Source organism: Saccharopolyspora elongata (assembly GCF_004348985.1).
Taxonomy (GTDB): domain Bacteria; phylum Actinomycetota; class Actinomycetes; order Mycobacteriales; family Pseudonocardiaceae; genus Saccharopolyspora; species Saccharopolyspora elongata.
Map to the genome: position 1 here is coordinate 26215 of NZ_SMKW01000027.1, position 26360 is coordinate 52574.

At 70.4% G+C, this 26360-nt stretch carries 23 protein-coding genes; 14 read left to right on the top strand and 9 right to left on the bottom strand.

Annotated features, from left to right (window positions below; all coding sequences use genetic code 11):
* The first annotated feature begins 215 nt into the window (after nt 1–215).
* From trpM to trpA, 3 genes are all read left to right on the top strand, one after another.
* Nucleotides 216–356 carry a tryptophan biosynthesis modulator TrpM gene (trpM, locus tag E1288_RS50360; RefSeq protein WP_397531400.1) on the top strand — a complete coding sequence of 47 codons (141 nt, stop codon included), beginning with the start codon at nt 216–218 and terminating at the stop codon, nt 354–356.
* Between the two features lie 98 nt (nt 357–454).
* Entirely contained in the window at nt 455–1699 is a 1245-nt protein-coding gene (gene trpB / locus E1288_RS20675; RefSeq protein ID WP_132487545.1) for a tryptophan synthase subunit beta, read from the top strand.
* Nucleotides 1696–2538, top strand: coding sequence for a tryptophan synthase subunit alpha (gene trpA, locus E1288_RS20680; RefSeq protein WP_132487547.1), 843 nt, complete (start codon nt 1696–1698; stop codon nt 2536–2538). The genes trpB and trpA overlap by 4 nt, the downstream gene beginning before the upstream one ends.
* 66 nt (nt 2539–2604) lie before the next feature.
* Here trpA and E1288_RS20685 read toward each other — a convergent pair whose 3' ends face one another.
* The 3 genes from E1288_RS20685 to E1288_RS20695 form a co-directional block, all read right to left on the bottom strand.
* Nucleotides 2605–4164, bottom strand: coding sequence for an AbgT family transporter (locus E1288_RS20685; protein WP_132487549.1), 1560 nt, complete (start codon nt 4162–4164; stop codon nt 2605–2607).
* Nucleotides 4165–4337: 173 nt separating this feature from the next.
* Nucleotides 4338–4775, bottom strand: a complete 438-nt coding sequence (locus tag E1288_RS20690; protein WP_132487551.1) for a nitroreductase family deazaflavin-dependent oxidoreductase — start codon at nt 4773–4775, stop codon at nt 4338–4340.
* Nucleotide 4776: 1 nt separating this feature from the next.
* The gene (locus tag E1288_RS20695) at nt 4777–5520 is read right to left on the bottom strand and encodes an SDR family oxidoreductase (RefSeq protein WP_132487553.1); all 744 of its coding nucleotides are present in this window, start codon (nt 5518–5520) and stop codon (nt 4777–4779) included.
* 88 nt (nt 5521–5608) lie between these two features.
* Here E1288_RS20695 and E1288_RS20700 point away from each other — a divergent pair, with 88 nt between their 5' ends.
* Complete coding sequence (locus E1288_RS20700) at nt 5609–8668, top strand: BTAD domain-containing putative transcriptional regulator (protein ID WP_132487555.1); 3060 nt, start codon at nt 5609–5611, stop codon at nt 8666–8668.
* A 3-nt stretch (nt 8669–8671) separates the two neighbouring features.
* Here E1288_RS20700 and E1288_RS20705 read toward each other — a convergent pair whose 3' ends face one another.
* The 4 genes from E1288_RS20705 to E1288_RS20720 all read right to left on the bottom strand — a co-directional run bounded on the left by E1288_RS20705 (nt 8672) and on the right by E1288_RS20720 (nt 12710).
* On the bottom strand, nt 8672–9289 hold the full coding sequence (locus E1288_RS20705) for a TetR/AcrR family transcriptional regulator (protein ID WP_132487557.1): 618 nt from the start codon (nt 9287–9289) through the stop codon (nt 8672–8674).
* 70 nt (nt 9290–9359) lie between these two features.
* Nucleotides 9360–10133 carry an SDR family oxidoreductase gene (locus E1288_RS20710; protein WP_132487559.1) on the bottom strand — a complete coding sequence of 258 codons (774 nt, stop codon included), beginning with the start codon at nt 10131–10133 and terminating at the stop codon, nt 9360–9362.
* A 104-nt stretch (nt 10134–10237) separates the two neighbouring features.
* Nucleotides 10238–10993 (bottom strand): SDR family oxidoreductase, encoded by a 756-nt coding sequence (locus tag E1288_RS20715; RefSeq protein ID WP_132487561.1) that lies wholly within the window; start codon nt 10991–10993, stop codon nt 10238–10240.
* A 43-nt stretch (nt 10994–11036) separates the two neighbouring features.
* The gene (locus E1288_RS20720; RefSeq protein WP_235883702.1) at nt 11037–12710 is read right to left on the bottom strand and encodes a class I adenylate-forming enzyme family protein; all 1674 of its coding nucleotides are present in this window, start codon (nt 12708–12710) and stop codon (nt 11037–11039) included.
* Between the two features lie 198 nt (nt 12711–12908).
* On the opposite strand from E1288_RS20720, the gene E1288_RS20725 reads away from it, so the two are divergent.
* The 3 genes from E1288_RS20725 (at nt 12909) to E1288_RS20735 (ending at nt 15341) form a co-directional block, all read left to right on the top strand.
* Nucleotides 12909–13889: a chitinase gene (locus tag E1288_RS20725; RefSeq protein ID WP_132487563.1), complete on the top strand. Its 981-nt coding sequence runs from the start codon at nt 12909–12911 to the stop codon at nt 13887–13889.
* 170 nt (nt 13890–14059) lie between these two features.
* Nucleotides 14060–14644 (top strand): DNA-binding protein, encoded by a 585-nt coding sequence (locus E1288_RS20730; protein ID WP_132487565.1) that lies wholly within the window; start codon nt 14060–14062, stop codon nt 14642–14644.
* Nucleotides 14645–14684: 40 nt separating this feature from the next.
* Entirely contained in the window at nt 14685–15341 is a 657-nt protein-coding gene (locus E1288_RS20735) for an RES family NAD+ phosphorylase (RefSeq protein WP_207954457.1), read from the top strand.
* Between the two features lie 333 nt (nt 15342–15674).
* On the opposite strand, the gene E1288_RS20740 is transcribed toward E1288_RS20735, so the two are convergent.
* Nucleotides 15675–16652 (bottom strand): TerC family protein, encoded by a 978-nt coding sequence (locus E1288_RS20740; protein ID WP_132487673.1) that lies wholly within the window; start codon nt 16650–16652, stop codon nt 15675–15677.
* Between the two features lie 528 nt (nt 16653–17180).
* On the opposite strand from E1288_RS20740, the gene E1288_RS20745 reads away from it, so the two are divergent.
* Nucleotides 17181–19994 carry an alpha/beta fold hydrolase gene (locus E1288_RS20745; RefSeq protein ID WP_207954458.1) on the top strand — a complete coding sequence of 938 codons (2814 nt, stop codon included), beginning with the start codon at nt 17181–17183 and terminating at the stop codon, nt 19992–19994.
* A complete protein-coding gene (locus tag E1288_RS20750) occupies nt 19991–20920 on the top strand; it encodes an ABC transporter permease (RefSeq protein ID WP_132487567.1) in 930 nt (309 codons plus the stop codon). The genes E1288_RS20745 and E1288_RS20750 overlap by 4 nt, the downstream gene beginning before the upstream one ends.
* A gap of 5 nt (nt 20921–20925) precedes the next feature.
* On the opposite strand, the gene E1288_RS20755 is transcribed toward E1288_RS20750, so the two are convergent.
* A complete protein-coding gene (locus tag E1288_RS20755) occupies nt 20926–21966 on the bottom strand; it encodes a sigma-70 family RNA polymerase sigma factor (protein ID WP_235883695.1) in 1041 nt (346 codons plus the stop codon).
* A gap of 76 nt (nt 21967–22042) precedes the next feature.
* Between E1288_RS20755 and E1288_RS20760 the strand changes: the two genes are divergently transcribed.
* From E1288_RS20760 to E1288_RS20780, 5 genes are all read left to right on the top strand, one after another.
* The gene (locus E1288_RS20760) at nt 22043–22624 is read left to right on the top strand and encodes a DinB family protein (protein ID WP_132487571.1); all 582 of its coding nucleotides are present in this window, start codon (nt 22043–22045) and stop codon (nt 22622–22624) included.
* 609 nt (nt 22625–23233) lie between these two features.
* On the top strand, nt 23234–24946 hold the full coding sequence (locus tag E1288_RS20765; RefSeq protein ID WP_132487573.1) for a sensor histidine kinase: 1713 nt from the start codon (nt 23234–23236) through the stop codon (nt 24944–24946).
* Between the two features lie 44 nt (nt 24947–24990).
* Nucleotides 24991–25431: a roadblock/LC7 domain-containing protein gene (locus E1288_RS20770; RefSeq protein WP_132487575.1), complete on the top strand. Its 441-nt coding sequence runs from the start codon at nt 24991–24993 to the stop codon at nt 25429–25431.
* Between the two features lie 2 nt (nt 25432–25433).
* Nucleotides 25434–25793 (top strand): DUF742 domain-containing protein, encoded by a 360-nt coding sequence (locus E1288_RS20775; RefSeq protein WP_132487577.1) that lies wholly within the window; start codon nt 25434–25436, stop codon nt 25791–25793.
* Nucleotides 25774–26346, top strand: coding sequence for a GTP-binding protein (locus tag E1288_RS20780; RefSeq protein WP_132487579.1), 573 nt, complete (start codon nt 25774–25776; stop codon nt 26344–26346). The genes E1288_RS20775 and E1288_RS20780 overlap by 20 nt, the downstream gene beginning before the upstream one ends.
* Nucleotides 26347–26360 lie beyond the last annotated feature (14 nt).

Here is a 26360-nt window from a genome sequence, read left to right on the forward strand (position 1 = left end):
GATCCTCCACGTGACGGGCACCATCTGGGAACGCTCTGGCGAGCGGTCCAGGTGGTGCCCGCTGCTGTGACCATGATTGCGGCGGCGCAAGTGCGTTCCGCCAATGCGGAAACAGCAAGCGACTCCGGCAGTTTCGAAGGCGGACTTCCAGATCTTCCGGCGATCTGAGCCCGGCCGGTGTACTAGCGGCACGACGGCTGCTAGATTTCCGCTTCGTGAACGTTGGCGCGCGCTTTGCACCTGGCTGCCGCACATGCGGCTGCCGGGCCCCTGCGCGCCGCGTGCGGGGCCGCCGAGTGCGGTACCACATCGGATGTGAGCCTGGGCAGGTCAACGGCAGGCGATGGCAGCACTGAGCTGATGCTCGACCTCGCGAGCTCATCGTGCTCGCGAGGGTGTTCTGCCACTCATACGCACCTGACCGCGGGCACCGTTGTGCCCGCGAGGAGACATCATGATGTGCCGCCGGTTCTTCTTCCCTGCCCAAAACACCGATAACGACGCCTATTTCGGCGCTTTTGGTGGATCATTCGTCCCGGAAGCGCTGTTCGCGACCATCGACGACCTCGCCGACGAGTACGCGGCGGCAAAGGCCGACCCTTCGTTCGTCGCGGAGTTCGATCGCCTGATGGCCCGCTACGTCGGCCGCCCGAGCCCGTTGACCGAGGTCACCCGGTTCGCCGAGCAGGCGGGCGGCGCCCGCATCTTCCTCAAGCGCGAAGACCTGAACCACACGGGCTCCCACAAGATCAACAACGTGCTGGGGCAGGTGCTGCTGGCCAAGCGGATGGGCAAGTCCCGCGTGATCGCCGATACCGGCGCAGGTCAGCACGGCGTGGCCACTGCCACTGCTTGCGCGTTGCTCGGCCTGGAATGCACCGTCTACATGGGTGAGGTCGATACCCGGCGACAGGCGCTGAACGTGGCCCGCATGAGGGTTCTCGGCGCCGGCGTGGTGCCGGTGACGTCCGGCAGCCGGACGCTCAAGGACGCGATCAACGAGGCGTTTCGCGACTGGGTGTCGACTGTCCGAAGTACCCACTACGCGTTCGGTACGGCAGCCGGGCCACATCCCTTCCCCACCTTGGTGCGCGACTTCCAACGGGTGATCGGTGTCGAAGCGCGCAGCCAGATCCTGGAACACGCCGGCCGGCTACCGGACGCGGTCGCGGCCTGCGTCGGCGGCGGTTCCAACGCCATCGGTCTTTTCCACGCCTTCCTGCCGGACGAGCACGTCGGGCTCTACGGCTTCGAAGCCGCCGGCGAAGGGCTAGGCGGCACGCGCCACGCAGCGACGATCGGCGCGGGATCGGCCGGCGTCCTGCACGGTTCGCGCTCGTACGTCCTGCAAGACGAGCAGGGGCAGACCCGGGGAACCCACTCGATCGCCGCCGGCCTGGACTATCCCGGTGTGGGAGCCGAACACTCCTATTTGCACGCCACCGGCCGCGCCCACTACCTGCCCGTAACCGACGCCGAGGCACTGGAAGCGTTGCTGCTGCTGTCTCGAACCGAAGGGATCATCCCCGCGCTCGAATCCAGCCACGCCTTGGCGGGCGCGTTGCGGCTTGGCCGGGAACTGGGCCCCGAAGCCGTCATACTGGTCGGCCTGTCCGGACGCGGCGACAAGGACATGGGCACGGTCGCCCGCGAAGCGGGGTTCCTCGACGACCCGACCGCTGCGGAGGTGGCCCGATGACCGGCGGGATCGAGCAGCTCGACAACACCTTCACCCGCATCGCGCAACAGGATCGCGCCGCGCTCATCGGCTTCCTCCCGGCAGGCTTTCCAAGCGCCGGAGAGGATGTGCAGGTGCTGACGGCGATGATCGACGGCGGCTGCGACATCATCGAGGTCGGAATCCCGTACAGCGACCCCATGCTGGACGGTCCGGTCAACCAGACCGCCTACGACCTCGCGCTGCGTGGTGGCGTCACCGCGGAGGCGGTCCTGAAAGCCGTCAGCGCGATCACTTCCCGTGCGGCGGCGCCGGTATTGGTCATGACGTACTGGAATTGCGTTGATCGCTATGGCGTCGAGGAGTTCGCGGCCGATCTCGCCGCGGCCGGCGGTGCGGGCTGCATCCTCCTGGACCTGCCCGTGCAGGAGTCGGCATCCTGGCGTCGAGCGGCCGAACGGCACCAACTCGCAACCGTTTTCGTGGCGGCACCGAGCACACGCGACGATCGTCTGCGCACGATCACGGCGGCGGGAACGGGCTTCGTCTACGCCGCATCCACCATGGGCGTTACCGGCGCACGCGAATCTGTCAGTGCTGATGCGGAGAACCTGGTGCGCCGTACGCGCGAAACCACAGCGCTGCCGGTGTGCGTAGGCCTGGGTGTGGCTACCGGTGCCCAAGCTGCGCAGGTCGCCTGCTACGCCGATGGCGTCATCGTCGGGTCCGCATTCGTCCGGCAGCTGCTGGATGCGCCCGACTTCCCCACCGGTCTCGCGCGCATCCGGCGGCTGACAGCGGAGTTGGCACGAGGTGTGCGCACCCGCCATTCCGGTGTCGACACCGAGTCGCGGCCGTAAGGAGTCCGGCGCTTCTCCCCTTGATCTGCTCCTGCGGCGCAGATCAAGGGGAGCTCCGACCCCGGGTCAGGGTGCGATGTGGATGCCCATGCCGGGGCCCAGGGGCAGGTCCGCGAAGTAGAAGGCCGTCAGGATCAGGGCCCACACCAGCCAGAACGGGACCACGAACGGAACCATCCTGGCGACCAGGGTGCCCATCCCAGCGTTCGGTTCGTAGCGGCGCAGGTAGCCCAGGATGATGATCATGTACGGGTTCAGCGGCGTCATGATCTGCGTCGCCGAGTCGCCGACCCGGAACGCCGCCTGGGCGAAGCCCGGCTCGAAGCCGAGCAGCACGAACATCGGCACGAACACCGCCGCCATCAGCGTCCACAGGCTCGAACCCGAGATGATGAACAGGTTCAGCGTCGACGCCAGCACCATGAACCCGAGGAACGCCGGATAGCCGTCCAGGCCGAGCGCGCGCAGCAGGTCCGCGCCCGAAACCGCCACCCACGCGCCGAGGTTCGTCCAGTTGAACAGCGCGATGAACTGGCCCAGCATGAACGCCAGCACCAGGAATCCGGTGAGGTCCCGCAGCGCGGCGGCCATCAGCTTCGGCACGTCGGCCGCGCGGCCGATCGCCCCGACGATCGCGCCGTAGACGATGGCGGGCACCGCGAAGCCGAAGAAGATCAGCGTGGTCACCGAGTCCAGCAGCGGCGACTTCGGCAGGAATCCGCCGGTTTCGTTGCGCAGCGGCGAATCCGGCCACAGCACCAGCAGCAGCACCAGCCCGAAGGCGATCAGGAACGCCACGCCCGCCCAGATCAGCCCGCGCCGCTCGGCGGGCTCCAGCGCCACCGCGGGCACCGGCTGGTCGGCCACTTCGGACTCCTCGCGGGGCACGCCGGTGCGCGCCAGCCGCGGCTCGATGACCTTGTCGATCAGCACCCCGGCCAGCAGTCCGAGTAGGATCGAGGACACCAGGTTGAAGTAGTAGTTCGACACCGGCGTGACCGCGGTACCGGCGTGCGGCAGGGTTTCGGCGACCTTGTTGCTGATCCCGGCGAACAGCGCGTCCAGGCTGGTGACCACCGGCGCGGTGGAGTACCCGGCGCCGGTGGCGGCGAAGCCGCCGAGCAGCCCGGCGACCGGGTGCCTGCCCGCCGCCTTGAACACCAGCGCGGCCAGCGGCGGGATGATGATCATCGACGAATCCGCCATCACGCTGGACGAGATCCCGACCAGCCCCACCGCGTACGGCAGCACCCAGCGCGGCGCCCCGCCGAAGGCGGCCCGGATCATCGCGGTGAGCAGCCCGGTCCGCTCCGCGAGCCCCACCGCCAGCATGATCGTGACCACGGTTTCCAGCGGCGGGAAGCCGATGAAGTTCTCCGCCATCTTGGTGAACAGGAACTCCAGGCCCTCGCCGCTGAACGCGCCGCGGATCCGCGTCACCTCGTCGGCACCGGGGATCTGCACGGTGACGCCGAAGGCGGCGACCACCGTGGACACCACCGCCACGACGAGGAACAGCAGGCCGAAGAGGATGAACGGTTCGGGGAGCTTGTTGCCGACCCGTTCCACCAGGTTCAGCGCACGGTCGAGCCTCGGTGGCCGGGCGGCCCGGGTTTCACTGCTCATGCTGGCTCCTGCGGCCGGAGGGAAAAGCGCAAGCAGCAGCGAACCTGCCGGGACCGCCCGGCGCAACCCCCGGCGACGGATTGATCGATCCGCGCAACACGACCGAAACCGGCGACCGGTCGTGAGTGCTTTCGGCTGCTGCAGCGACCGAAAGCACTCACGACCCCCGGCCGCTACTGGGGCGCGATGCGCTCCAGCACCACCACGGGAATGACGCGCCGCGTACGCGCCTCGTACGTCCGGTACACCGGCGCCATGTCGACCATCAGCTGCCAGAGCCGCTCGCGCTCCGCACCCTCCGCGGTGCGGGCCCGCACGGCGAAGCGCTCGCCGCGGATCTGGACCTCGGCCTCGGGGTTCGCCGCCAGGTTCAGGTACCACTTCGGGTGCGTGTGCGTGATCGCCGAACCCGACGCCACGAGCACGAACCGGCCGTCGTCCTCGCCGAAGAACAGGCCCGTCCGGTACAGCTTCCCGGTCTTGCGGCCGCGATAGGTGAGCACCAGGTTCGTCGCCCCGCCCTCGCGGAAGCCGCTCTCGCCGTTGGTCGCGAGGTACCGGCGCACGTGCTCGGCGACCGACGGGTCGGGGCTGTCCAGCACCTCGGCCACGTCAGTGACCTCCCAGTCCCTGCGCGAAACCGCCGTCGACCGCCAACTCGACGTTCGTGGTGAACGTCGCGCCCTCGGCCAGGAAGAGCGCCGCGGCGGCGACTTCCTCGACGGTGCCGTTGCGACGCAGCGGGGTCGACTCGTCGCCCTGCCGCTCGAACTCCCGGCGCTCCTCCTCGGACAGATCCGCAACGCCCATCGTCGGCGTCTTGATGTACCCGGGAGCCACGCTGTTCACGCGGATCTTCTTCGGCAGCAGCTCCACCGAGAGCACGTGGGCGAACGCGCGCATCGCTTCCTTCGACGCCGAATAGGCGCTCAGCCCGGGGAACACGACGTCGTTGGCGACCGTCGTGAACACCACCGCACCGCCCTCGTTGAGCAGCGGCGCGAGCCGCTGCACGGTGAAGAACGCGCCCTTGGTGTTGACCGCGAAGTGCCGGTCCCACGCCTCCTCGGTCACCTCGGCGAGCTCGGCGAACTGCGCGATGCCGTGGTTGACGAAGAGGTAGTCGACGCTGCCGAGGTGCTCGCCCACGAAGTCGCCGAGCGCGGCGATGTCGGCCATGCTGGCCGCGTCGGAGCGCACGACGTGCGCCTTCTCGCCCTTGAGCGCGGTGCGCGCTTCCTCGATGTTCCGCTCGTTGCGTCCGGTGAGCACCACCTCGGCACCGCGGGAGAGCAGCTCGCGCACGATCGCCAGGCCCATGCCGTGGGTGCCGCCGGTGACAACAGCCTTCTTCATGACTGACTCCGTTTCGTCGTTGACAAGACGAAGGTGCCCGGCGGCGCTCTCGGTCTGCTGTCGATCCGCTTGCGGCTATCGTGATCGCATGCGTTTCGGGGTGCTGGGGCCGCTCGCGGTGTGGACGCCGAGCGGTGATCCCGTCACGGTGCGCGAGGCTCGCGTTCGCGCTCTGCTGGCGTCCCTGCTCGTAGCTCCGGGGCGCGTCGTGTCCGCCGACCGGCTGGTCGACGACCTGTGGGGCGACGCGCTCCCGGCCAACCCCTCCGGCGCTCTGCAGACCCTCGTGTCGCGCCTGCGCCGCGCCATCGGTGCCGACCTCGTCGTGCACCGCCGGCCGGGCTATCTGCTGGACGTGCCGCCGGACGCCGTGGACAGCGGGCGGTTCGCCGAGCTCACCGGGCGCGCGCGGCGCACGACCGACCCGGGCGCGCTGGCGGCGCTGCTCGCCGAGGCGCTCGGCCTGTGGCGCGGCGAGGCGTTCGCCGGGTTCGCCGACGAGCCCTTCGCCAGCACTGCGGCCGCCGCCCTGGAGGAGCAGCGCCTGGTGGCCTGGGAGGACTACGCCGGGGCGCGGCTGCAGCTGGGTGACCACGCGGTGCTGGCCGGCGAGCTGGGCGAGCTCATCGAGGGGCACCCGCTGCGCGAACGCCTCCGCGCCGCGCACCTCCGCGCGTTGCACGGCGCGGGCCGGACCACCGAGGCGCTCGACAGCTACCGCAAGCTGCGCCGGCTTCTCCGCGACGAGCTCGGACTCGAACCGGGTGCGGAACTCACTGCGCTGCAACAGGAAATGCTGCGTCCCGAGCCGCCCGCACCGGCGCGGCGGAAGGCCCCTCCCCCGCCGTCGCAGGCGCCGTTGCCCGCACCGCAGACCGAGCTAGTCGGCCGCGACGACGCCGTCGCCGACGTCCGCGCGCTGCTCGGCACGCATCGCCTGGTGACGCTGACGGGACCGGGCGGGGTGGGCAAGACCAGGCTCGCGCTCGAAGTGGCCCGCGCCGAGGACGAGGTGTGCCTCGTCGAACTCGCCGGCCTGCCAAGGGAGACCACAGTGGACGGTCTGGCCGACGTGGTCGCCGCCGCGCTCGGCATCCGCGACGGCGCCCGTCCGCAGTCATCGGTCGAACGCCTCGCCGACGCGCTGCGCGGCAGGCGACTGCTTCTCGTGCTGGACAACTGCGAGCATGTCGTCGAGCCGGTCGCCGCGCTCGTGCCGCTGGTGCTGCCGGCGTCGGACGTGCGGGTGCTGGCGACGAGCCGGGAACCGCTCGACGTCTCGATCGAGCACCTGTGGGAGGTGCCGCCGCTGGAGGTCCCTCCGCCGGGTGCGCCGCTGGCGGACGTGCAGCGCTCCGGAGCGGTGCGGCTGTTCGCCGTGCGAGCAGCCGCAGCCTCGCCCGGATTCGCGCTGTCCGACGAGAACGCCGAAACCATCGCCACGATCTGCCGCCGCGTCGACGGCATCCCGCTCGCCATCGAGCTGGCGTCGGCCCGCGTCCGCGTGCTCGGCACCGCCGAACTGGCCGAACGCCTCAACGACCGGTTCGCCGTGCTCACCGGCGGGCCTCGCGACGCGCCGCCGCGCCAGCGCACGCTGCGCGCGGTGCTCGACTGGAGCTGGGAGCTGTTGACCGCGGCCGAGCGGACGGTGCTGCGCAGGCTCGCGGTCTTCGCCGACGGCTGCACGCTCGCCGCTGCGGAGGCCCTGTGCTCCGGCGACGGCGTGCGGCACGCGGAGGTGCTCGACCTGCTGGCGCGGCTGGTCGACCGCTCGCTGGTCGTCGTCTCGCATTCCGCCGACGGCCCGCGCTACGGCCTGCTGGAATCGGTGTCCGCGTACGGCGAGCGGCAGCTGGAGCCGCAGGAGCTCGCCCGGCTGCGGCACGCGCACGCCGCGTACTACACCTCGCTCGCCGAGGAAGCGGCCGAGCACTTGCACGGCCCGGAACAGCAGCGCTGGCTGAGCCGCCTCGACACCGAGACCGGCAACCTGCGCCGCGCCCTCGGCGACGGCGAGTTCGTGTCCCGCCTGGCGCGCGCGATGGCGTGGTACTGGTTCCTGCGCGGGCGACTCACCGAGGCGCGACGGGCCACCGAAGCCGCGGGGTCCGCAGTGGTCGCCGCCTGGCACACCGGATTCCGGCTGCTCACCGGCGAGCCCGTCGACAGCCGCACCGCGCTGCGCCTGCGCGACGCCATCGCCGACCCCTGCGAGCGCGCGATGGCGGGCTGGTTCCTCGGCTACGCCGCGACGAGGTTCGGCGACATGCCGGTCGGCGAGGAGCTCATCCGCGCGGCGCTGGCCGAGTTCGAGGACCTCGACGACAGCTGGGGCGTGGCGGCCGCTCTCAGCGTGCGCGCCGTGCAACGCCACGTCCGGGGCGACCTGAAGTGGTCCACTGTGGACGCCGAACGTAGCCTCGCGCTGTTCCGCGAGACCTGCGACCACTGGGGCCGGGTACAGGCCTGCGCCGTGCTCGGCAGGCTCGCCGAGATCGCGGGCGACTACCCCGCGGCGGCCGCCTGGCAACGCGAAGGGGTCGAGCTCGCCGAGGAACTCGCGCTGTGGCCGGACGCCGCCATGCGCTGGTCCGAGCTGGGCCGCATCGCGCTCCTGGAAGGCGACCACGACCGCGCCGACGAACTGCACGAGCGGGGACGAGCGCTGGCCGTCGAGCACGGCGACTCGGCGGGCCAGGAGTTCGCCGAGGTGGGGCTCGCGCTTTCCGCGCGCCGCCGCGGCCGGTTCGCCGAGGCCGAAACCCTGTTGCGGCCGTGGCTGGAGTGGAACCGGCGGTTCGAGGCGGACAACGGCGCGGCGCTGATCCTCGCCGAACTGGGCTTCGCCGCCGAACAGCGCGGGGACGCGGACGCCGCGTTCGACCTGCACGAGCAGGGCCTCGCCGCGGCCCGTCGCACCGGCGACCCGAGAGCGGTCGCGCTGGCGCTGGAGGGCCTCGCCGGTGTCCGGTTGCTCGCAGGCCAGCCCGGGCGGGCGAAGGGCCTGCTCGGGGCGGCGGCACGCCTGCGGGAATCCGCCGGCGCGCCACTGCCGCCCTGCGAGCGCGGAGACGTCGACCGCATAGAGAAGGCGCTGCACGGCGAACTTCCCGGCAGCGACCGGGAATTGCAGGAGTGCCGGTAGCGCCTACGGCCGCAGGGACGCGATGAGGAGGTCGGCGAACTGCTCGCCGACCTCCTCGCCGGTGAGCTTGCCGTCCTTGCGGAACCAGGTGCCGAGGTGATGCACCGCGCCGAAGAAGAAGTCGACCACCAGGTCGGCGGCCTTGTCCTCGCGGAACACCCCGGAGCGCTGGCCCTCCTCGATCAGCGCCCGCACCCGCTCGTGATAGCGCCGCCGCTGCGCCCGGACCTCGGCCTGCTTGTCCGGGTGCAGCAGGTGCATCGAGCGGAAGAAGATCACCGTGTCGTCGAGGTTCGCCGCCGTGGTGGCGACGACGTCCGCGGCGACCGCGTGCAGCCGCTCCTGCACCGGAGCCCCGCTTTCCGCCGCGCTCTCCATCCGCGCCTGCTGGACCCGCAGGACCCGCGCGTAGATCTCGTAGAGCAGGTCGTCCTTGGAGCCGAAGTAGTGGTACATCGCCCCCTTGGTGACCCCGGCCGCGTCGACGATCTGCTGCACCGAGGTCATCTCGAAGCCCTGCTCGGCGAACAACCGCGTGGCCACGGCCAGCAACCGCTGCGGAACCGGTTCGGCGCCCACCGCCGGTCCGGCAGTAGTGCGACCGTTCGCCGACCGCGCCATGTCAACCTCCCCTGTCGATCTACACCCAGCGTATCGACCCGCCGGCGCGAACCGGCGGCGACACCTTCTCCTACTGCACCTTGCGCTGGAGCTTTCGCATCCCGGCTTGCCAGCGCTGCGGCTCGGCGGCCCGCAGCGCGTAGTAGTCGGCGACCTCCGGGTGCGGCAGGATCAGGAACTCACCGCTGCCCAGCGAGTCGGCGACCACGTCGGCGACCTCCTCCGGTTCGAGCGCGCCCTTCGCGAGGATCACCTCGCCGGCGTTGCTGCTGGTGCCGAGCATGTTGGTGCGCACGCCCTGCGGGCACAGGGCCTGCACCGTGATGCCCTGGTCGGCGTAGCTGATCGCCAGCCATTCGGCGAAGCCGAGCGCGGCGTGCTTGGTCACCGAGTACGGCGCCGCCTTCAGCATCGTCAGCAGCCCGGCGGCCGACACGGTCGCCAGGAAGTGCCCCTGGCCCCGCTCCAGCCAGTGCGGCAGCACCGCACGGGCGGCGCGGACGTGCGCCATGACGTTGACCTCCCAGGACTGCGCCCAGGCGGCCTCGTCGGCCTCCGGCCCGCCGCCGCGGGAGATCCCGGCGTTGGCGCAGAACAGGTCGATCCGCCCGTGCTCGCCGAGCGCGGTGTCGACCAGCGCACGCACGCCGTCCTCGCTCGCCGCGTCGCCGGGCACCGCCGTCCCGCCGACCTCGGCGGCCACCTTCCGCACCGCGTCGGCGTCCACGTCGCCCAGCACGACCTTCGCCCCGGATGCCGCGAACTTCCGGGCCATCGCCGCTCCGATGCCGTTGCCGGCACCGGTGATCACCACGACCGCATCAGCGAGCTGCAACTCGCACACCGCCCTTCCCGAGTCTGGTTCCGCTTGCACCAGCGGCGATTTCGCGCGAAATCGCCGATTCCCACGCGTGCCGGATGGCGATTTCGCGCGAAATCACCAAGAGCTCACACACCGCCCTTCAGGGTCACGCCGCCGTCGAGCACGAGGACCTGTCCCGTGATCCACGAGGCCTCGTCGGAGAGCAGGAACGCCGCCGCGCCGCTGATGTCGGCCGGAATTCCCAGTCGCTTCAATGGATAACCCGCCGCGACCTCGTCCTCCTTGTCCTCGTACAGCGCGGTGGCGAACTTCGTCTTCACCACGGCCGGGGCGACGCCGTTGACCCGGACCTTCGGGCCGAGTTCCACCGCGAGGTCCTTGGTGATGTACGCCAGCATCGCCTTGGTGGCGCCGTAGAAGCCGATGCCCGGCGCCGGCCGCAGACCGGCCACCGAGGACACGTTGAGCACCGAGCCGCCGTGCTCCTTCATCCACGCCTGGTGCACCTGCTGGGTCCACGCCAGCGCCGCGAGCACGTTGACCTCGAAGGTCTTGCGCGCGATGCCGTGCTCCAGCTCGATGAGCGGGCCGTAGGCGGGGTTGATGCCGGTGTTGTTGACCAGCATGTCCACCCGGCCGAACGTCTCCACGGTCTTGGCGACCGCTTCCGCCTGGTGCTCGGCGTCGTCGGCCTTGCCCGCGATGCCGAGCGCGTTCTCCGCTCCGCCGAGGCCCTGCACCGCCTCCGCCAGCGGCTCGGGCTTGCGCGCGGTCAGGGTGACCTTCGCGCCCTCGGACACCAGGCGCTCGGCGATGGCCAGGCCGATGCCGCGGCTGGCGCCGGTCACGATCGCCACCTTGCCGTCGAAACGCTTGCTCATGAATTTCCTTCCTCTCCAGGCTCTTCCGGTGCCGAACGGCCCTTCACCGCGCAGCGGCTCGGGCGGTGTCCCGCAGTTCGCGGCGCAGGATCTTGCCGGTCGCGGTCTTGGGCAGCTCGTCGAGGATCTCGACGCTGCGCGGGTACTTGTACGCGGCGAGCTGCCGCTTGCAGTGGGCCACGAGCTCCTCGGCGGTGGCCGACGCCCCCGCGCTCAGGCTGACGTAGGCCTTGACCGTCTCGCCCCGGTAGGAGTCCGGCACGCCGACGACGGCGACCTCCCGCACCGCGGGGTGTCCGTAGAGGACGTCCTCCACCTCGCGCGGCCAGACCTTGAAGCCGGAGGCGTTGATCATGTCCTTCTTGCGGTCCACGACGTAGAACCAGCCCTGCGCGTCCATGAACCCGACGTCGCCGGTGTGCAACCGGCCGCCGCGGATGCCCGCCGCGGTCTCCTCGGGCTTGTTCCAGTAGGACGGCACCACCATGGGCCCGTCGACGACGATCTCGCCGACCTCGCCGGCCGGCAGGTCCTGCCCGGCGTCGTCGACGATGCGCAACACGGTGTTGTAGGTGGGCACGCCGACGCTGAGCGTGCCCGACTCCTCGTCGACCGGCGCCTCCAGGTGCGCGGGCACCGACGTCGCCGTCGCGGTCGTCTCGGTCAGGCCGTAGCCGTTGCGGATGTAGTGGCCGTACCGCGCGCGGAAGGCCTCGACGACCGCCGACGGCAGCGGCGCGCCGCCGGAGTACACCAGCTCCAGCGAGGAGAAGTGGTCTGCGGCCACGTCCGGGTGGTTCATCAGGGCCATGTACGCGGTGGAGGGGCCGACCATGTAGCAGGGCCGGTGCTCGGCCAGCGCGTCGAGCACCACGCCGGGCTCGAACCGGTACACCAGGTCGAGCTGCCTGCCCAGTGCCAGCGCGGCGCCGAGCTCGCAGACCAGGCCGGTGATGTGGAACAGGGGTGCGAGCCCGAAGATCCCGTTGCCGCCGAGCTTCTCGACGCGGGTCCGCATGCCTTCGGCGTTGAACACGACGTTGCCGTGCGTGTTGGCGGCGCCCTTGGGCACGCCGCTGGTCCCCGACGTGTAGACGAGCAGCGCGACGTCCGAGCTCGACAGCTCGACCTCCGGCGGCCGCCGGCCGGCGTGCGCCCGCGCGACCGCCAGCAGGTCCGCGCAGCCGGCGGCCGGGCGGCGTTCGAGCTTGGCGAACAGCCGTGGGTCGTGCCGGGTCTGCAGGTCGAGCTCGCTGGTGGTGATCGCGACCCGCACCCCGGCGGGGCCGGCGAGCTCGCCGAGGACGTCGTGCCAGCCCTGCTCGGAGGAGACGACCGCGGCCGGCTGCGCGTCGGCGAGGATCTTGGTCAGCTCGCGGGTCCGGTACATCGGGTTGAGCGGCACCACGATCGCGCCGGCCTTCCACCCGGCGAGCAGCGCGATCGCGAACTGCGGCACGTTCTGCAGGTACAGCGCCACCCTGTCGCCCCGGCCGACACCGTGTTCGACGAGGTGGCAGGCCAGCCCGTCGCTGAGCTCGTCGAGCTCCCGGTAGCTGAGTCGGCCGTCGAAGTAGGTGATGGCCACGCGATCCGGATGGTCCCGGCGGGCCGCGGCGAACAGTTCGAGCATGGTGCCGAACCGCGGCTCGATCGCCACGGGCACGTCGCCGTCGTAGAGCGCCAGCCAAGGCCGTTCGTCGTACGCGCTGCCCAACACGCCACCTCCACGTTGAGACCGACCAGTCGGTACGTCCAGTCAACGGCTCGCGCCCCGTCTCGTCAACCCTCGGCGGCATGCCGTGCTCCAAGCGGCGCAACTCCGGCGTCGCAACCTCGCCAAAACCTTGACCCGGCAACTGGTCCAGTCCATTTTTCGAGGACATCATCCGGCTCTCACCCCACGGAGGCCCGCATGACCGGAAGACTGGCCGCGCTCGCCGCGGCCGTCCTCACCACCGCACTCGCGTTCACACCGGCCGGCTCCGCCGCCACCCCGGAGGCCGTGCCCAACCACCACCTCACCGGGTACTGGCAGAACTTCGTCAACGGCGCCAAGCCGCTGAAGATCAGCGACGTCCCGGCGAACTACGACGTCATCGCACTGGCCTTCGGCAACGCCGATCCGGCGAAACCCGGCGCGGTCACCTTCAACGTCGACCCGGAGCTGTCCACCGCACTCGGCGGCTACACGAACGAACAACTCAAAGCGGACATCGCCGCGAAGAAGGCCGAGGGCAAGTCGTTCGTGCTGTCCATCGGCGGCGAAAAGGGAAACGTCGATCTGGGCAGTGAAGCGAACGTCGCAAATTTCGTCGACTCGGTTGGAAAAATTTTAACCGATTACAGCATCGATGGGTTAGATATTGACTTAGAGCACGGGCTCAACGTCGCCAACACGACCAGCGCGATCCGCCAGCTGCGCGAGCGCGTCGGCGACGGGTTCGTGCTCACCATGGCGCCGCAGACCCTCGACGTGCAGCCCGGCGGCTCCTACCTGCAACTCATCGAGAACGTCAAGGACGTCCTCACCGTCGTGCACACCCAGTACTACAACTCGGGTTCGATGAACGGCTGCGACGGCCAGGTTTACAGCCAGGGCTCGGTCGACTTCATCACCGCACAGGCGTGCACCCTGCTGCAGACGCTGCGCCCGGACCAGGTTTCGCTGGGCCTGCCTGCGACCGCGTCGGCGGCCGGTAGCGGGTACGTCGATCCGTTGATCGTCAACAACGCGCTGAGCTGCCTGGCCGCGGGCACCGACTGCGGTCAGTACACCCCGGACCAGCCGCGCCCCGAGATCGGCGGCGTGATGACCTGGTCGATCAACTGGGACGCCAGCAGTGGCAATGCTTTCTCGGATCCGGTGCGGACCCATTTGGACAGCCTGCCGTAGCCACAGCCGACTCCGGTCGGGGTCTTCAGATCCACGATCACGCCAAAGAACACCCCGACCGGAGTCGGCCTGCGGTCACGTTGCGCAATCCACATGCTACGAAAAGTGATATTTGGCACTGGGCGCACGTTCGCGCACACATTTCCCGAATCCCGCGCTACCCTGGAGTCATGTCAGCCGCGCTGGAGACCGTGTTGGCACGAGCCGGTTTAAAGGTCACTGCCAACGAATTCCTGACCCTGGTCGAGGACGCCGCGAAGAAGCTCACCTCGCCGCAGGTGGACCCAGCCGCGCACTTCACCGAGGCGGAGCGACGGGCGCTCACCGAAGCAGGCCTGGACTTGACGCCGCTGAGCGACTCCGAAGTCGACGCTCGGGCGCGGACCGTCGCCGAACAGGCGGTGCTGCGCGACACCGCGCTCTCGGTCAACCAGGCCGCGGACCGCGTGGGAGTGGACAGCAGCCGGATCCGCCACCGCATCAGCGAACGACGGCTGATCGGCTGGAAGGACCGCGGCGGATGGCGGCTGCCCGCGTGGCAGTTCAGCGATACCGACGTGCTGCCCGGCCTGGACGCCGTGCTCGCGCTGATGCCCGCCGACCAGCCGGCGCTCGTGCTGGCCAACTTCATGACCACGCCGCAGGAGGACCTCGAAATCGGGGACCGGCCGGCGAGCCCGCGCGAGTGGCTGCTGGCCGGCGGCGATCCGCAGCGGGTCGCCGAGCTCGCCGCCACCATCGGCACCCCGGCCTGAGTGCACTCCCCAACCTTCGAGACCCCAACCCAGGACCTCCATGGCACGGCTACCACAGCCGCCTGCGCCCGCTGCGCTGCAGGCGATGCTCCGGCGCACCGAAGACGTGATCGCGGTGCCCGCCGGCACTCGCCTCGTGCGCGTGTTCACCTCCGGGGGCAACCACCCGCAACAGTGGAACAGCTTCCGCTACGCCGGCCCGCTGCCGCACGCCCGGTTCGACCCGCACCTGCCCAACTCCCAGGGCGGCCCGACGGTCACCCGGGAACACGGCGTGCTGTACTTCTCGCTGTCCGTGCAGACCTGCATCGCCGAGGTCTACCAGGCGACCTCCACAGTGGACCGCCGGACGCGCAGCCCGCACCTGGTGCTGTTCCGTCCACGTCGGACGCTCCGGCTGCTGGACCTGACCGGCCTGTGGCCCACCCGGGCCGGCGCCTCGCAGGCGATCAGCAGCGGCCCCAAGCTCCGCACCCAGGCGTGGGCCCGCGGCATTCGCGCGGCCTACCCGGAACTCGACGGCCTCTGGTACCGGTCCTCGATGGACGCGGGAAACCCGTCGCTGTGCCTGTGGGACCCGCCGGCGGCAACGGCGCTGCCGGATTCCCCGGACGTCCTGTTGCCTCTGAGCCACCCGGGGCTGGACGTCCCATTGGGACGAGTCTGCAAAGAACTCAGCTACACCCTGCTCGACTGACCCGTGTGCGTTTTGTTGCCATAGAGGCTGTTTTGAATCTGGTGACCTGCGGTGCGGAAGGGCGGGTTGTTGTCTTTGAAGCGGCGAAGCCGCCTAGCCCACCCTCGCAACTCGCACCGCCGCGGGTTCACGGTGCCCACCCCTGCGGGGTTCTCCCAGCGAGGACAGCCCCGACGTGGTGAATTGGCATTCATGATGTCGGGGATCCCACAGCGAGAAGGCCGCAGCAACTCCCACAGGGGGCCGCCACCCGCACCGCCACGCAAGATGAGTCTGGAAACAAACCAAGTGCCCGGAGTTCTCATGTGGAACTCCGGGCACTCGAGTGTCAGGTCAGGCGTTCTCGGCCGGTTCCTGTTGCTGCGACTCGGTGTCCTTCTTCGACTTCGCCAGGCTGGCCCAGGTGGTGATGCCCAGTACCACGATGATGAAGCCTAGCGACATCCAGTTGGTGATCTCCAGCCACTCCGGCACCAGGTGGTACTCGTGGAACGCGTGCAGGATCAGCTTGATGCCGATGAACCCGAGGATCACCGCCAGGCCGACCGACAGGTAGATCAGCTTGTCCACCAGGCCGCCGAGCAGGAAGTACAGCTGCCGCAGCCCCATCAGGGCGAAGGCGTTGGCGGCGAAGACCAGGAACGGGTCCTGGGTGATGCCGAAGATCGCCGGGATCGAGTCCACCGCGAACAGCAGGTCGGCGCTGCCGATCGCGACGATCACCACGAACATCGGGGTCAGGAGGCGCTTGCCGTCGATCTTCACGGTCGACTTGGCGCCGTGGTAGTCGTCGGTCACCGGGAACACCTTGCGGATCCAGCGGACGACCGCGTTCTCCTGGTACTCCTCGTCCTCGTCCTTCTTGCGGACCATGCTGAACGCGGTCCAGATCAGGAACGCGCCGAAGATGAAGAAGACCCAGACGAACTGGGCGATCAGCGCGGCGCCGACCGCGATGAAGATGCCGCGCATCACCAGCGCCAGCAGGATGCCGATCAGCAGCACCCGGTGCTGGTGGATGGACGGCACCGCGAAGCTGGACATGATCACCATGAAGATGAACAGGTTGTCCACGCTCAGCGAGTACTCGGTGATGTAACCGGTGAAGTATTCGATCGCGAAGTGCGAGTCCCCGAACACCCAGACGCCGATCCCGAACAGGATCGCGCAACCGACGTAGAATACGACCCACTTGGCTGCTTCACCGGTGGTCACCTCGTGCGGCTTGCGGTCCACGATCACGAGGTCCAGCAGGAGCAGCAGGGCCAGGCCGCCGAGCGTGGCCGCCCAGATCCACCAGGGAACGTCCAGTCGATCGACTGCGGGCTGTGCCTGCTGGGCCAGCAACGTCACGGCACCCATTCATCACCTCCGGTTCAGGGCATGCGCCAGGGACCGGAGGTCTCTTCCACCGGCCTTCGGCCGGTCGACGGCACCGGGCTTGTCCGAGCAAGTTCCGTGATGACGACACCGCCGCGAAGGAATACTCCCCTCCACTTGCCAAGATTGTCACTTATGCGTGGGTCCGCACACCACCCCGGGGTCGCACAAGCAACGAACATCACGTCGCGAACCGTACGGGGGACCGCTCAGGGCGGCAACGGGAGCCATCGGGGCATCACACCGACGGCCGCAACGAGATCATTGCGCCTCACCCGATCATCGCTATGATCACCACCGCCCGGTCGCACCGGGACCGCACGCGGGGATGCGGAAGCGGCCTCGGCGGTCGGCACGACGACGTGTCCGGTTGCTGTTTGGTCTCTGGTTCATAGCGTCTTGCCTTCGCCCCCGTCTGGAACGAATCCGGTGCCGTCCTCTTCACCTACTGTCGAATGCGTGTCCGCCTCCCCCCGTCGCCGCAAGGGCCTCGCGCTGATAGCCCTTACCTGCGTTGCCCTCGTGGTGTTCGGTGCTTTCCTGTGGTCCGGTGACGAGAAACCGGCCGCCACGCCGGAAGCGCCCCGGGAAGCGCTGCTGGACGTGCTCGACGGCCCCGGCGCGAACGAACGGGTGCAGATCGACGTCACGCTGTTCGCCCCGGCGGACACCCCGGCGCCGTCGATCCTGCTCGCGCACGGCTTCGGCGGCAGCAAGGACGACACCGCGGCGCAGGCGCAGGAGCTGGCGCAGCGCGGGTTCACCGTGCTCACCTATTCCTCCCGCGGTTTCGGCCGCAGCACCGGGAAGATCGCGCTGAACGACCCCGACTACGAGGTGACCGACGCCCGCCAGCTGCTGGACTGGCTGGCCCGCCAGCCGGAGGTGCTGCGCGACGGCGAGGGCGATCCGAAGGTCGGCGTCACCGGCGGGTCCTACGGCGGCGCGCTGAGCCTGCTGCTGGCCGGCACCGACCGGCGGGTCGACGCGATCGCGCCGGTGATGACCTACAACGACCTCGGCCAGGCATTGCTGCCCAACGCCGGCTCGCGGGACCAGATCGACGGCAGCACCCCGGCCCGCGGCGCCGCGTCCGCCCAGGGCGTGTTCAAGCAGGCGTGGGCGGGGCTGCTGTTCTCGGCGGGGAGCTCGCCGGAGCATCGCGCCGAGGACCCGCCGCAGGGCCCGCCGACGTCCGACGGCGCCTCGGCCACGCCGACCGGGCAGCCGCTGACCTGCGGGAGCTTCACCGAGCAGGTGTGCGCGGCCTACACCGAGGTGGCGCAGACCGGCCGCGCCGGGCAGTCGACGCTGGACCTGCTCGACCGCGTCTCCCCCAAGACCGTCACCTCCAGCATCAAGGTGCCGACGCTGCTGGTGCAGGGCGAACGGGACACCCTGTTCGGCCTCGACCAGGCCGACGCCAACGCCCGGCAGATCTCCGCCGCCGGCGGCAAGGTCAAGACCATCTGGTTCGCCGGCGGTCACGACGGCGCCTCGCCGGACGCGGCGCTGCGGGGACGCATCGCGGACTGGTTCGCCTTCCACCTCGGCGGGGTGCCGCCGGTGCCCGATCCCGGCACGGCCTTCGAGTACGACATCGCGGGACGGCCGCAGCGCAACGGCGAGATCCCGGTGCGCACCGTGTCGGCACCCGCCTACCCGGGCGTGCACGCCGAGCGCACGCCGCGCTTCGCGCTGCAGCTGCACGGCGCGGTCACGCAGGTGGTCAACCCGCCGGGCGGCAGCCCGGCCGCGACCAGCTCGCTGCCCGGCGCCGGCGAGGTCCTCGACGCCGCGGGCAGCCTCGGCCGCTCGCTGGCGCGCGACCTGCCCGGCCAGGTGGCGGTGTTCCGCACCGATCCGCTGGACAGCCAGCTGCTGGTCTCCGGCACGGCGCAGACGCGGATCTCGGTGGCATCGGTGCCCGGCCAGCCCGCGACCGGGGACGCGGTGCTGTTCACCAAGCTCTACGACGTCGGCCCGGACCAGCAACGCAGCCTGATCGGCAACGCCGTGTCGCCGCTGCACGTGACCGGCCTGCCGGCGGACGGCACGCCGGTCGAGGTGGACGTGGCGCTGCCGGGCGTCGTGCACCCGCTGGAGACCGGTCACCGGCTGGAACTGGCGGTGGCCACCACCGACCAGGCCTACGCGGTGCCGCGGGAACCGGCGGTGCACCGCATCGGCCTGGCCGGCGACGGCTCGGTGTCGATCCCGTCGGTGCGCGGCGAGACCACGACCGGCAACTCGGTGCCGGTGGCGCCGCTGGTCGGCATCGGCATCATCATCGCGGCGGCGCTGGCGGCGTGGGTGATCTCGCTGATCCGGCGCAAGAGCACCGACGACGTCGACCCGCTGCTGACCGACACGCCGCTGCTGATCGCCGGGCTGACCAAGTCGTACCCGGAGAAGCCCGCCGCGGTCCAGGACCTGTCGATCCGCGTCGAGCGCGGTCAGATCGTCGGGCTGCTCGGCCCCAACGGGGCGGGCAAGACGACCACGCTGCGGATGCTGCTGGGGCTGCTCAAGCCGAGTGCCGGGCAGATCCGGGTGTTCGGCCATCGGGTGGCCGGCGGGGCTCCGGTGCTGTCCCGGGTGGGTTCGCTGGTCGAGACGCCGGGCTTCCTGCCGCACCTGTCCGGCCTGGACAACCTGCGGTACTACTGGGCGGCGACCGGGCGGCCGATGCTGCAGGCTCGCTTCGACGAGGTGCTGCAGATCGCCGGCCTCGGCACGGCGGCCCGCCGGCCCGTCCGCACCTACAGCCAGGGCATGAAGCAGCGGCTGGCGATCGCGCAGGCGATGCTGGGGCTGCCGGAGCTGCTGGTGCTCGACGAGCCGACCAACGGGCTGGACCCGCCGCAGATCCACCAGATGCGCGAGATCCTGCGCCGCTACGCCTCCACCGGCCGCACGGTGCTGGTGTCCAGCCACCTGCTGGCCGAGGTCGAGCAGACCTGCACGCACGTGGTGGTCATGCAGAACGGCCGGCTGGTGACGGCGGGCAGCGTGGGCGACATCGTGTCGGTCAACGGCGAGGCGACCTTCCGGGTCGACCAGCCGGAGCAGGCCGCCGAGGCGCTGTGCACCATCGAAGGGCTCGGCCCGGTGGAGACCGACGGCGACCTGGTGCACGCCGACCTCGCCGGGCACTCGACCGCGGTGGCGGTGAACGTGCTGGTCGCCTCCGGGATCGGAGTGCACCAGGTGGGGCCGCGGCGGCGGTTGGAGGACGCTTTCTTGCAGCTGGTCGGGGAGGATCACCGGTGACCGACGACGCCGAAGGACCGAAGGTCGGGCAGCTGGACACGGCCGAGACCGCGGTGGTCCGGTCCGGCCGCCGCCAGCCGACCCAGCCCGACGGCAGCGTCGAGGGCTACCGCGCGAAGCGGACCCTGCCGGTGCGGGTGGAGCTGGCGCGGCAGCTGCGGCGCCGCCGCACCCGGCTGGCGCTGGGTTTCCTGGCCGTGCTGCCGTTCCTGCTGCTGCTGGCCTTCGAGCTCGGCGACGACGGCGGGCGGCGCGGCCGCACGCTGGCCGACATCGCCACCGCCAGCGGCCTGAACTTCGCGGTGTTCACGCTGTTCGCCTCGACCAACTTCCTGCTGGTCGTGGTGGCGGCGTTGTTCTTCGGCGACACCGTGGCCAGCGAGGCGTCCTGGTCGAGCCTGCGGTACCTGCTCGCCGCGCCCATCCCCCGCACCCGGCTGCTCCGGCAGAAGGCGGTCGTTTCGGCGCTGCTGTCGGGTTTCGGGCTGGTCCTGCTGTCGGCGGTCGCACTCGGCGTTGGCCTGGTGTGGTACGGCGGCGGCGACCTGGTCAGCATCACCGGCGAGACGGTGCCGTTCCCGACCGGGGTGGTCAGCCTCGCGGCTGCCACGGTCTACCTGGCGGTGCACCTGGCCTGGATCGCCGGGCTGGCCCTGTTCCTGAGCGTCAGCACGGACGCGCCGCTGGGCGCGGTCGGCGGCGCGGTGGTGGTGTCGATCCTGTCGGAGATCCTGGACCAGATCACGGCGCTGGGAGACCTGCGGAACTACCTGCCGACGCACTACTCGACGGCCTACTCGGACCTGCTGGGCCACGATGTCGACTGGACGGCGATGGCGCACGGGGCGTTCTCCGGCCTGGCCTATGCGGCGGTCTTCACCGCCCTGGCGATCTGGCGCTTCAACCGCAAGGACATCACCAGCTGACCGCGTCAGGGCAGCTCGGTGGGCAGGTCGAAGGGCGGGAAGTGGTCGCGGCCGATGAACGACGTGACCTCGGCGATGCGGTCGTCGCGCAGCGTCAGCACGTTGACCGACCAGGCCAGGTGCGCGCCTGCCTCGTCGTCCCAGAGGTAGCAGCCCACCGCGGGCTGGCCGTTGGCGGTGGTCCGGAGGTGCCGCCAGGAGCCGCAGACCAGCGGGACGTGCACGGCGAAGTCGGTGACGGCCTCGATGCCGCGGTACCAGTGCCGCATCGGCGGCATCGACCAGGTGACGTCCTCGGTCAGCAGCGCGACCAGGGCGTCGGCGTCGCCGTGTTCCAGCGCGGCGGCGAACCCGCCGACGATCTCGTGCAGGCGCGCGTCGTCGATCTCCCGCAGCGCCTGTTGCTGGGTGCGGGCCGGGACGCGCTCCGCGACGACCTTGCGGGCGCGTGCCAGGGCCGAGTTCACCGACGTGGTCGTGGTGTTCATGGTGGCGGCGATCTCGGCGGCGGAGAACCCGAGCACCTCGAAGAGCAGCAGCGCCGCCCGCTGGTTGCCCGGCAGGTGTTGCAGCGCCGCGACGAAGGCGAGCTCGACGGCTTCGCGCTGTTCGTAGCGCGAAGCCGGGCCGGCCGGGCCGTCGCCGAGGCCCGCGTCCGGGTAGGGCCCCAGCCAGGCGACTTCGGTCACCGGGACATCGCCGGTCACGACGCGGTCGCTGGCCGGGCCGAGGTCGACAGGCAGCGCCCGCTTGCCGCGCGCTTCGATCGCGTCCAGGCAGGTGCGGGTGGCCACGGTGTAGAGCCATGAGCGCAGCGAGCTGCGTCCTTCGAAGCGCGCGAGGCCGCGCCACGCCCGCAGGAGCGCGTCCTGCAAGGCGTCGTCGGCGTCGTAGGTGGAGCCGAGCATGCGGTAGCAGTGCGCGTGCAGCTCGCGGCGCAGCGGCTTAACGAGCCGGGTGAACGCGGCATCGTCACCGCCGCGCGCCCGCGCCAGGTCGTCCTCCGCCACCGGATCCGAAGTCCGCGCGGAAAAAACTTCGCTCACGATCGACGATTCTGCCGCATCGCGGGAGTCCCTGTGTCGAACTGACATCGACCGCTTGCGCAGGAGACGATCCACAATGGCCGAGGCAGACATGAAAGCCGATCTCCACCGGTACCTGCGGGAGGCGCGCGCGGCGCTGCTGTGGAAGCTTGACGGGCTTCCCGAGCGCGACATCCGCCGACCGTTGACGCCGACCGGCACCAACCTGCTGGGGTTGGTCAAGCACCTGATCACCGTCGAGCTGCTGTACCTGAGCCACGTCTTCGGCGAGCCCTTCGACGAGCCGGTGGCCTGGTTCAGGCCGGACGCCGAGCCCAACTCGGACCTGTGGGCCACCGCCGACGAATCCCGGGAGTACATCGTCGGGCTGTACCGGCGGGCGTGCGAGCACTCGGACGGCACGATCGCGGCGCTGCCACTGGATTCGGCCGGCTACGTGGAGTGGTTCGCCGAGCCGGACCGGGAGGCGACGCTGCACGGGATCCTGCTGCACATGATCGCGGAGACGAACCGGCACGCCGGGCACGCGGACGTCGTCCGGGAGTTGATCGACGGCGCCGTCGGCCTGCACGAGGACATCCCGATGATGGCCCCCGGCGATCAGGAGTGGTGGGCGGACCACCGGAACCGGCTGGAGCTGATCGCCGCCCAGAGCTGACCGGTTCGGCGGGCTCGGCCGCGGTTCGCCAAGCCCGCCACCGCGTTCCGGCGTTCCATTCCGGAAGCGGTGGACCACTGCGGATCCATTGTGGACCGATGAATTGAGGACCCGGCGCGAACCGGTTCGACTCCACCGGGCACTTCGAAAAAGATCAAGGACAATGGGCGGCGGATCGGTTTTCGCCGACGGCCGCCACGCGAAGCTGGGCCGAGCGCCGGATCGTATATACCCGAATGGAGTATCACAGCGTCGTCACCTGCGAGGACGTCCGGCGCCGCGGCCCACCCAGGCCGAGGATCTCCGCAGCTCAGCAGCCACTCGACCGGCTGCCCGCCCAACCCTCGGAGCCGCTCCCGACGGGCATCGCGCTCAGGTGAGCGGAGTTGCGGATTCCGCATCCGGACGGGGAGTTTCGCCACGTCGCGCCCGGTAATCCGAACTATTCCAATAGGTCGACCCCCTGCCTATTCAGCTCCCTTTAGTGTCGCTAGGATCACCCTCGGTGATAAAGTTGATCAACTAGTGAGCACCAGTAGTCCCAGCGGTGACGCCCCGACCTCAGGCACGCGTGCCCGTCGCCGAACATTCCCCGTACCAAGGACGCTGATGTCAGAGTTACCCCCACCGGCCGCGGGTTCCGAGCAGTCGCCCGGGTCGCGGCTCAGCAGCACGGACGACGACCTGCGGAGTCGATTGTTGCGGCTGGTCATGGCGCACTTGGCCGCCATGGCCGTGTTGGGGATCGCCGCCGCTGCCGTGCTCGCCACCAATCCCTCCGACGTGCTCCGCTACTCGGTGCTCGGCGGCGGGCTGGTCGGCTGCGCGGCCATCGCGATCATCGCCTTCAACCGGGTCAACACCACCGCGGCCGCCGTCGAGCGGCAGATCGCCGAATCCTCCCAGCGCTCCCAGAAGTGGATCGACGAATCCGCGCAGCACACGCAGCGGTGGATCGAATCCCTGCGCGCCACCGTCGAGCAGGGAAAGAACGAGTTCCCCCGGCTCGTGGAGCAGGTGCGCGCGGGCGAGCCGCCCGCGCCGCGGTGGCCCGCCGACGACCCAGCCCCTGGCAGCCATCCCTTCGCGCTGCTCTCCCACGAGATCCGGCAGGCGCAGGCCGCCGCCGAGTTCGCCGTGGCTCGCTTGCAGCAGGTTCCCGGAACCGCCAACGCCGCCGAGCCCAGCGTCGCGGTGTTCGCCAACATCGCGCGACGGGTGCAGTCCCTCGCGCACCGGGCGATCCAGCGCCTCGACGAGCTGGAACAGATGGTGGAGGACCCGGATCTGCTCAAGGGCCTGTTCGCCGTCGACCACCTCGTGACCGGCATGCGCCGGCAGGCGGAAAGCCTCGCCGTGCTCGGCGGCTCGATGCCGCGGCGGCAGTGGAGCCGGCCGATCCCTATGTACACCGCGCTGCGCTCCTCGGTCGCCGAAGTCGAGCACTACGCCCGTGTCAAGGTGCTGCCGCCGGTCGAAGGCACGCTCCACGGCCACGCCGTGGCCGACGTGATCCACCTGATCGCCGAGCTCGTCGAGAACGCCACCGCCTTCTCGGAACCCGACACCGAGGTCACGGTCAGCACCCAGCGGGTCACTGCCGGGCTGGCCATCGACATCCGGGACCGCGGGCTGGGTATGCGCCTCGCCGACCGGGCCAAGCTGAACGCGCTGCTCGCCGATCCCAGCGGCGTCGACCGCGACGAGCAGCTCAAGGACGGGCGGATCGGCCTGTACGTGGTCGCGCAGCTGGCCCAGCGGCACCACGTCGCCGTCGAGCTCGAGAACAACATGTACGGCGGGACCGACGCCCACGTCGTGGTTCCCCTCAGCCTGCTGGGCGATGCCGACGAAGAGCCGCACCATGCGTCCGCGGTCGCCGATGGCGTCGCGAACACCGTCGCCGCACCCGAGCCGCAGCCGGCCATCGCCTCGACTCCCGCACTGCCCGCCACACCGCAGGCCGAGCGCGGCGGCGCGCACCGGGCCCCCGTCGAGTGGGAACCGGTCCGGCAGTTCGACGCCTCGGTGCCCGCCGCGTCGAACGGGAACGGCACCACGCGGTGGTACGGGCGGCACACGGGAATCGTGCCCGACGCAGTGGCCGAGGACGTGGTCGCCACCCCACCGGGCAACGTCGAACGCCCACCGCTGCCCAAGCGCGACCGCGCCAAGTCGTACGTGGCGCCCCAGCTCGCCGGTGGTCCCAGGCCCGCCGAGGCTCCGCGCGGTGGACCGAACCCCGGTTTGTGGGCCGCATACCGACACGGCGCCAAAGGCGGCGCCCGCGACAACGACGGTTCGGGTGACCACAGCGCCTGACCCCGCCTCGTCCGCACCGTATTGATCTCAAGGAGACGTTACCCATGGCCAATGACCTGCCCGCTGGCCAGGCGTCGGACCTCGGTTGGCTGCTCGCCGACCTGCTCCGCCGGGTCCCGCACACCCGCTGCGCCCTGCTGGCTTCCACCGATGGGCTCAAGCGGCACTACCACGGCCTCGACGCCGACGAGGCGGACGCCCTCGCGGCGTGGGCCGCCGCGCAGTGCTCCCTCGCTCGCAACGGCGGGGCGCGCTTCGGCGCGGGCGACGGGGTTCGCCAGGTCGTGGTGGAGTTCGACGAACTGCTGTTCTTCGTCTCCGCCGCCGGCGTCGGCGCGGTCCTCGTCGTGATCGCCTACCCGGACGCCGACGCCAGCGTGCTCGGCTACGAGATCGCCCAGCTCGTCAAGCGCGTTCCGTCGCACCTGACCACGGCCATGCGGCAGCCCACCGCCGTCGCGCGGGCGGGCGAGATGGGCGGCTGATCATGTCGTTTCCGCCGGACAAGCCCTGGCTCGACAACGAAGCGGGGCCGCTGCTGCGCCCGTACTCCCTCACCAACGGCCGGACCAAGCCAACCGCAACCCTGACGTTGCAGTCGATGGTCCGGTCCACCGGCAGGATGGCGCCCGACCGCATCGAGCCCGTGCACGCCAAGATGCTGGAGCTGTGCCGGTTCGCCACGTCGGTCGCCGAGGTCTCGGCGCACCTGCACCAGCCCGCCGTGGTCACCAAGGTCCTGCTGTCGGACCTCATCGACTGGGGTGCCGTCACCACCCGCCTGCCCGACGACCTGCCCGACCGAGGACAACTGGAGGCGTTGCTCCATGGTCTCCAACAACTCTGACCTCTTCCCGACCGCGTTCAAGTTCCTCATCGCGGGCGGGTTCGGCGTCGGGAAGACCACGTTCGTGCGGTCGGTCAGCGAGATCGAGCCGCTGACCACCGAGGAAACGCTGACCGTCGCCAGCATCGGCACCGACGACCTGGCCGGGGTCGGCGACAAGAGCACCACCACCGTCGCCATGGACTTCGGGCGCATCACGTTCGCGCCGCAGAACATCGTGCTGTTCCTGTTCGGCACCCCCGGGCAGGAGCGGTTCTGGTTCATGTGGGACGACCTGGTGCACGGCGCGCTCGGCGCCGTCGTGCTCGCCGACACCCGGCGGCTGCAGGACTGCTTCGCCGCGGTCGAGTTCTTCGAACAGCGCGGCGTCGACTTCCTCGTCGCGGTCAACCAGTTCCCCGACGGCTTCCGCTACGAGCCCGATGAGGTCCGGGAAGCGTTGGACATCAAGCCCCACGTGCCGGTCGTCCTGTGCGATGCCCGGGATCGGCGCGCCGCGGCGGCGGCCCTGGCGCGCCTCACCGAGCACGTCCTCACCAACCGTCGCCTGTAGCCGAAACGTGCAGG

Excerpts from the sequence above, each read along its gene's own strand:
- trpB (WP_132487545.1), top strand. The coding sequence starts at position 455 with ATGATGTGCCGCCGGTTCTTCTTCCCTGCCCAAAACACCGATAACGAC.
- trpA (WP_132487547.1), top strand. The coding sequence starts at position 1,696 with ATGACCGGCGGGATCGAGCAGCTCGACAACACCTTCACCCGCATCGCG.
- E1288_RS20685 (WP_132487549.1), bottom strand. The coding sequence starts at position 4,164 with ATGAGCAGTGAAACCCGGGCCGCCCGGCCACCGAGGCTCGACCGTGCG.
- E1288_RS20695 (WP_132487553.1), bottom strand. The coding sequence starts at position 5,520 with ATGAAGAAGGCTGTTGTCACCGGCGGCACCCACGGCATGGGCCTGGCG.
- E1288_RS20700 (WP_132487555.1), top strand. The coding sequence starts at position 5,609 with ATGCGTTTCGGGGTGCTGGGGCCGCTCGCGGTGTGGACGCCGAGCGGT.
- E1288_RS20705 (WP_132487557.1), bottom strand. The coding sequence starts at position 9,289 with ATGGCGCGGTCGGCGAACGGTCGCACTACTGCCGGACCGGCGGTGGGC.
- E1288_RS20715 (WP_132487561.1), bottom strand. The coding sequence starts at position 10,993 with ATGAGCAAGCGTTTCGACGGCAAGGTGGCGATCGTGACCGGCGCCAGC.
- E1288_RS20725 (WP_132487563.1), top strand. The coding sequence starts at position 12,909 with ATGACCGGAAGACTGGCCGCGCTCGCCGCGGCCGTCCTCACCACCGCA.
- E1288_RS20730 (WP_132487565.1), top strand. The coding sequence starts at position 14,060 with ATGTCAGCCGCGCTGGAGACCGTGTTGGCACGAGCCGGTTTAAAGGTC.
- E1288_RS20735 (WP_207954457.1), top strand. The coding sequence starts at position 14,685 with ATGGCACGGCTACCACAGCCGCCTGCGCCCGCTGCGCTGCAGGCGATG.
- E1288_RS20760 (WP_132487571.1), top strand. The coding sequence starts at position 22,043 with ATGGCCGAGGCAGACATGAAAGCCGATCTCCACCGGTACCTGCGGGAG.
- E1288_RS20765 (WP_132487573.1), top strand. The coding sequence starts at position 23,234 with ATGTCAGAGTTACCCCCACCGGCCGCGGGTTCCGAGCAGTCGCCCGGG.
- E1288_RS20770 (WP_132487575.1), top strand. The coding sequence starts at position 24,991 with ATGGCCAATGACCTGCCCGCTGGCCAGGCGTCGGACCTCGGTTGGCTG.
- E1288_RS20775 (WP_132487577.1), top strand. The coding sequence starts at position 25,434 with ATGTCGTTTCCGCCGGACAAGCCCTGGCTCGACAACGAAGCGGGGCCG.
- E1288_RS20780 (WP_132487579.1), top strand. The coding sequence starts at position 25,774 with ATGGTCTCCAACAACTCTGACCTCTTCCCGACCGCGTTCAAGTTCCTC.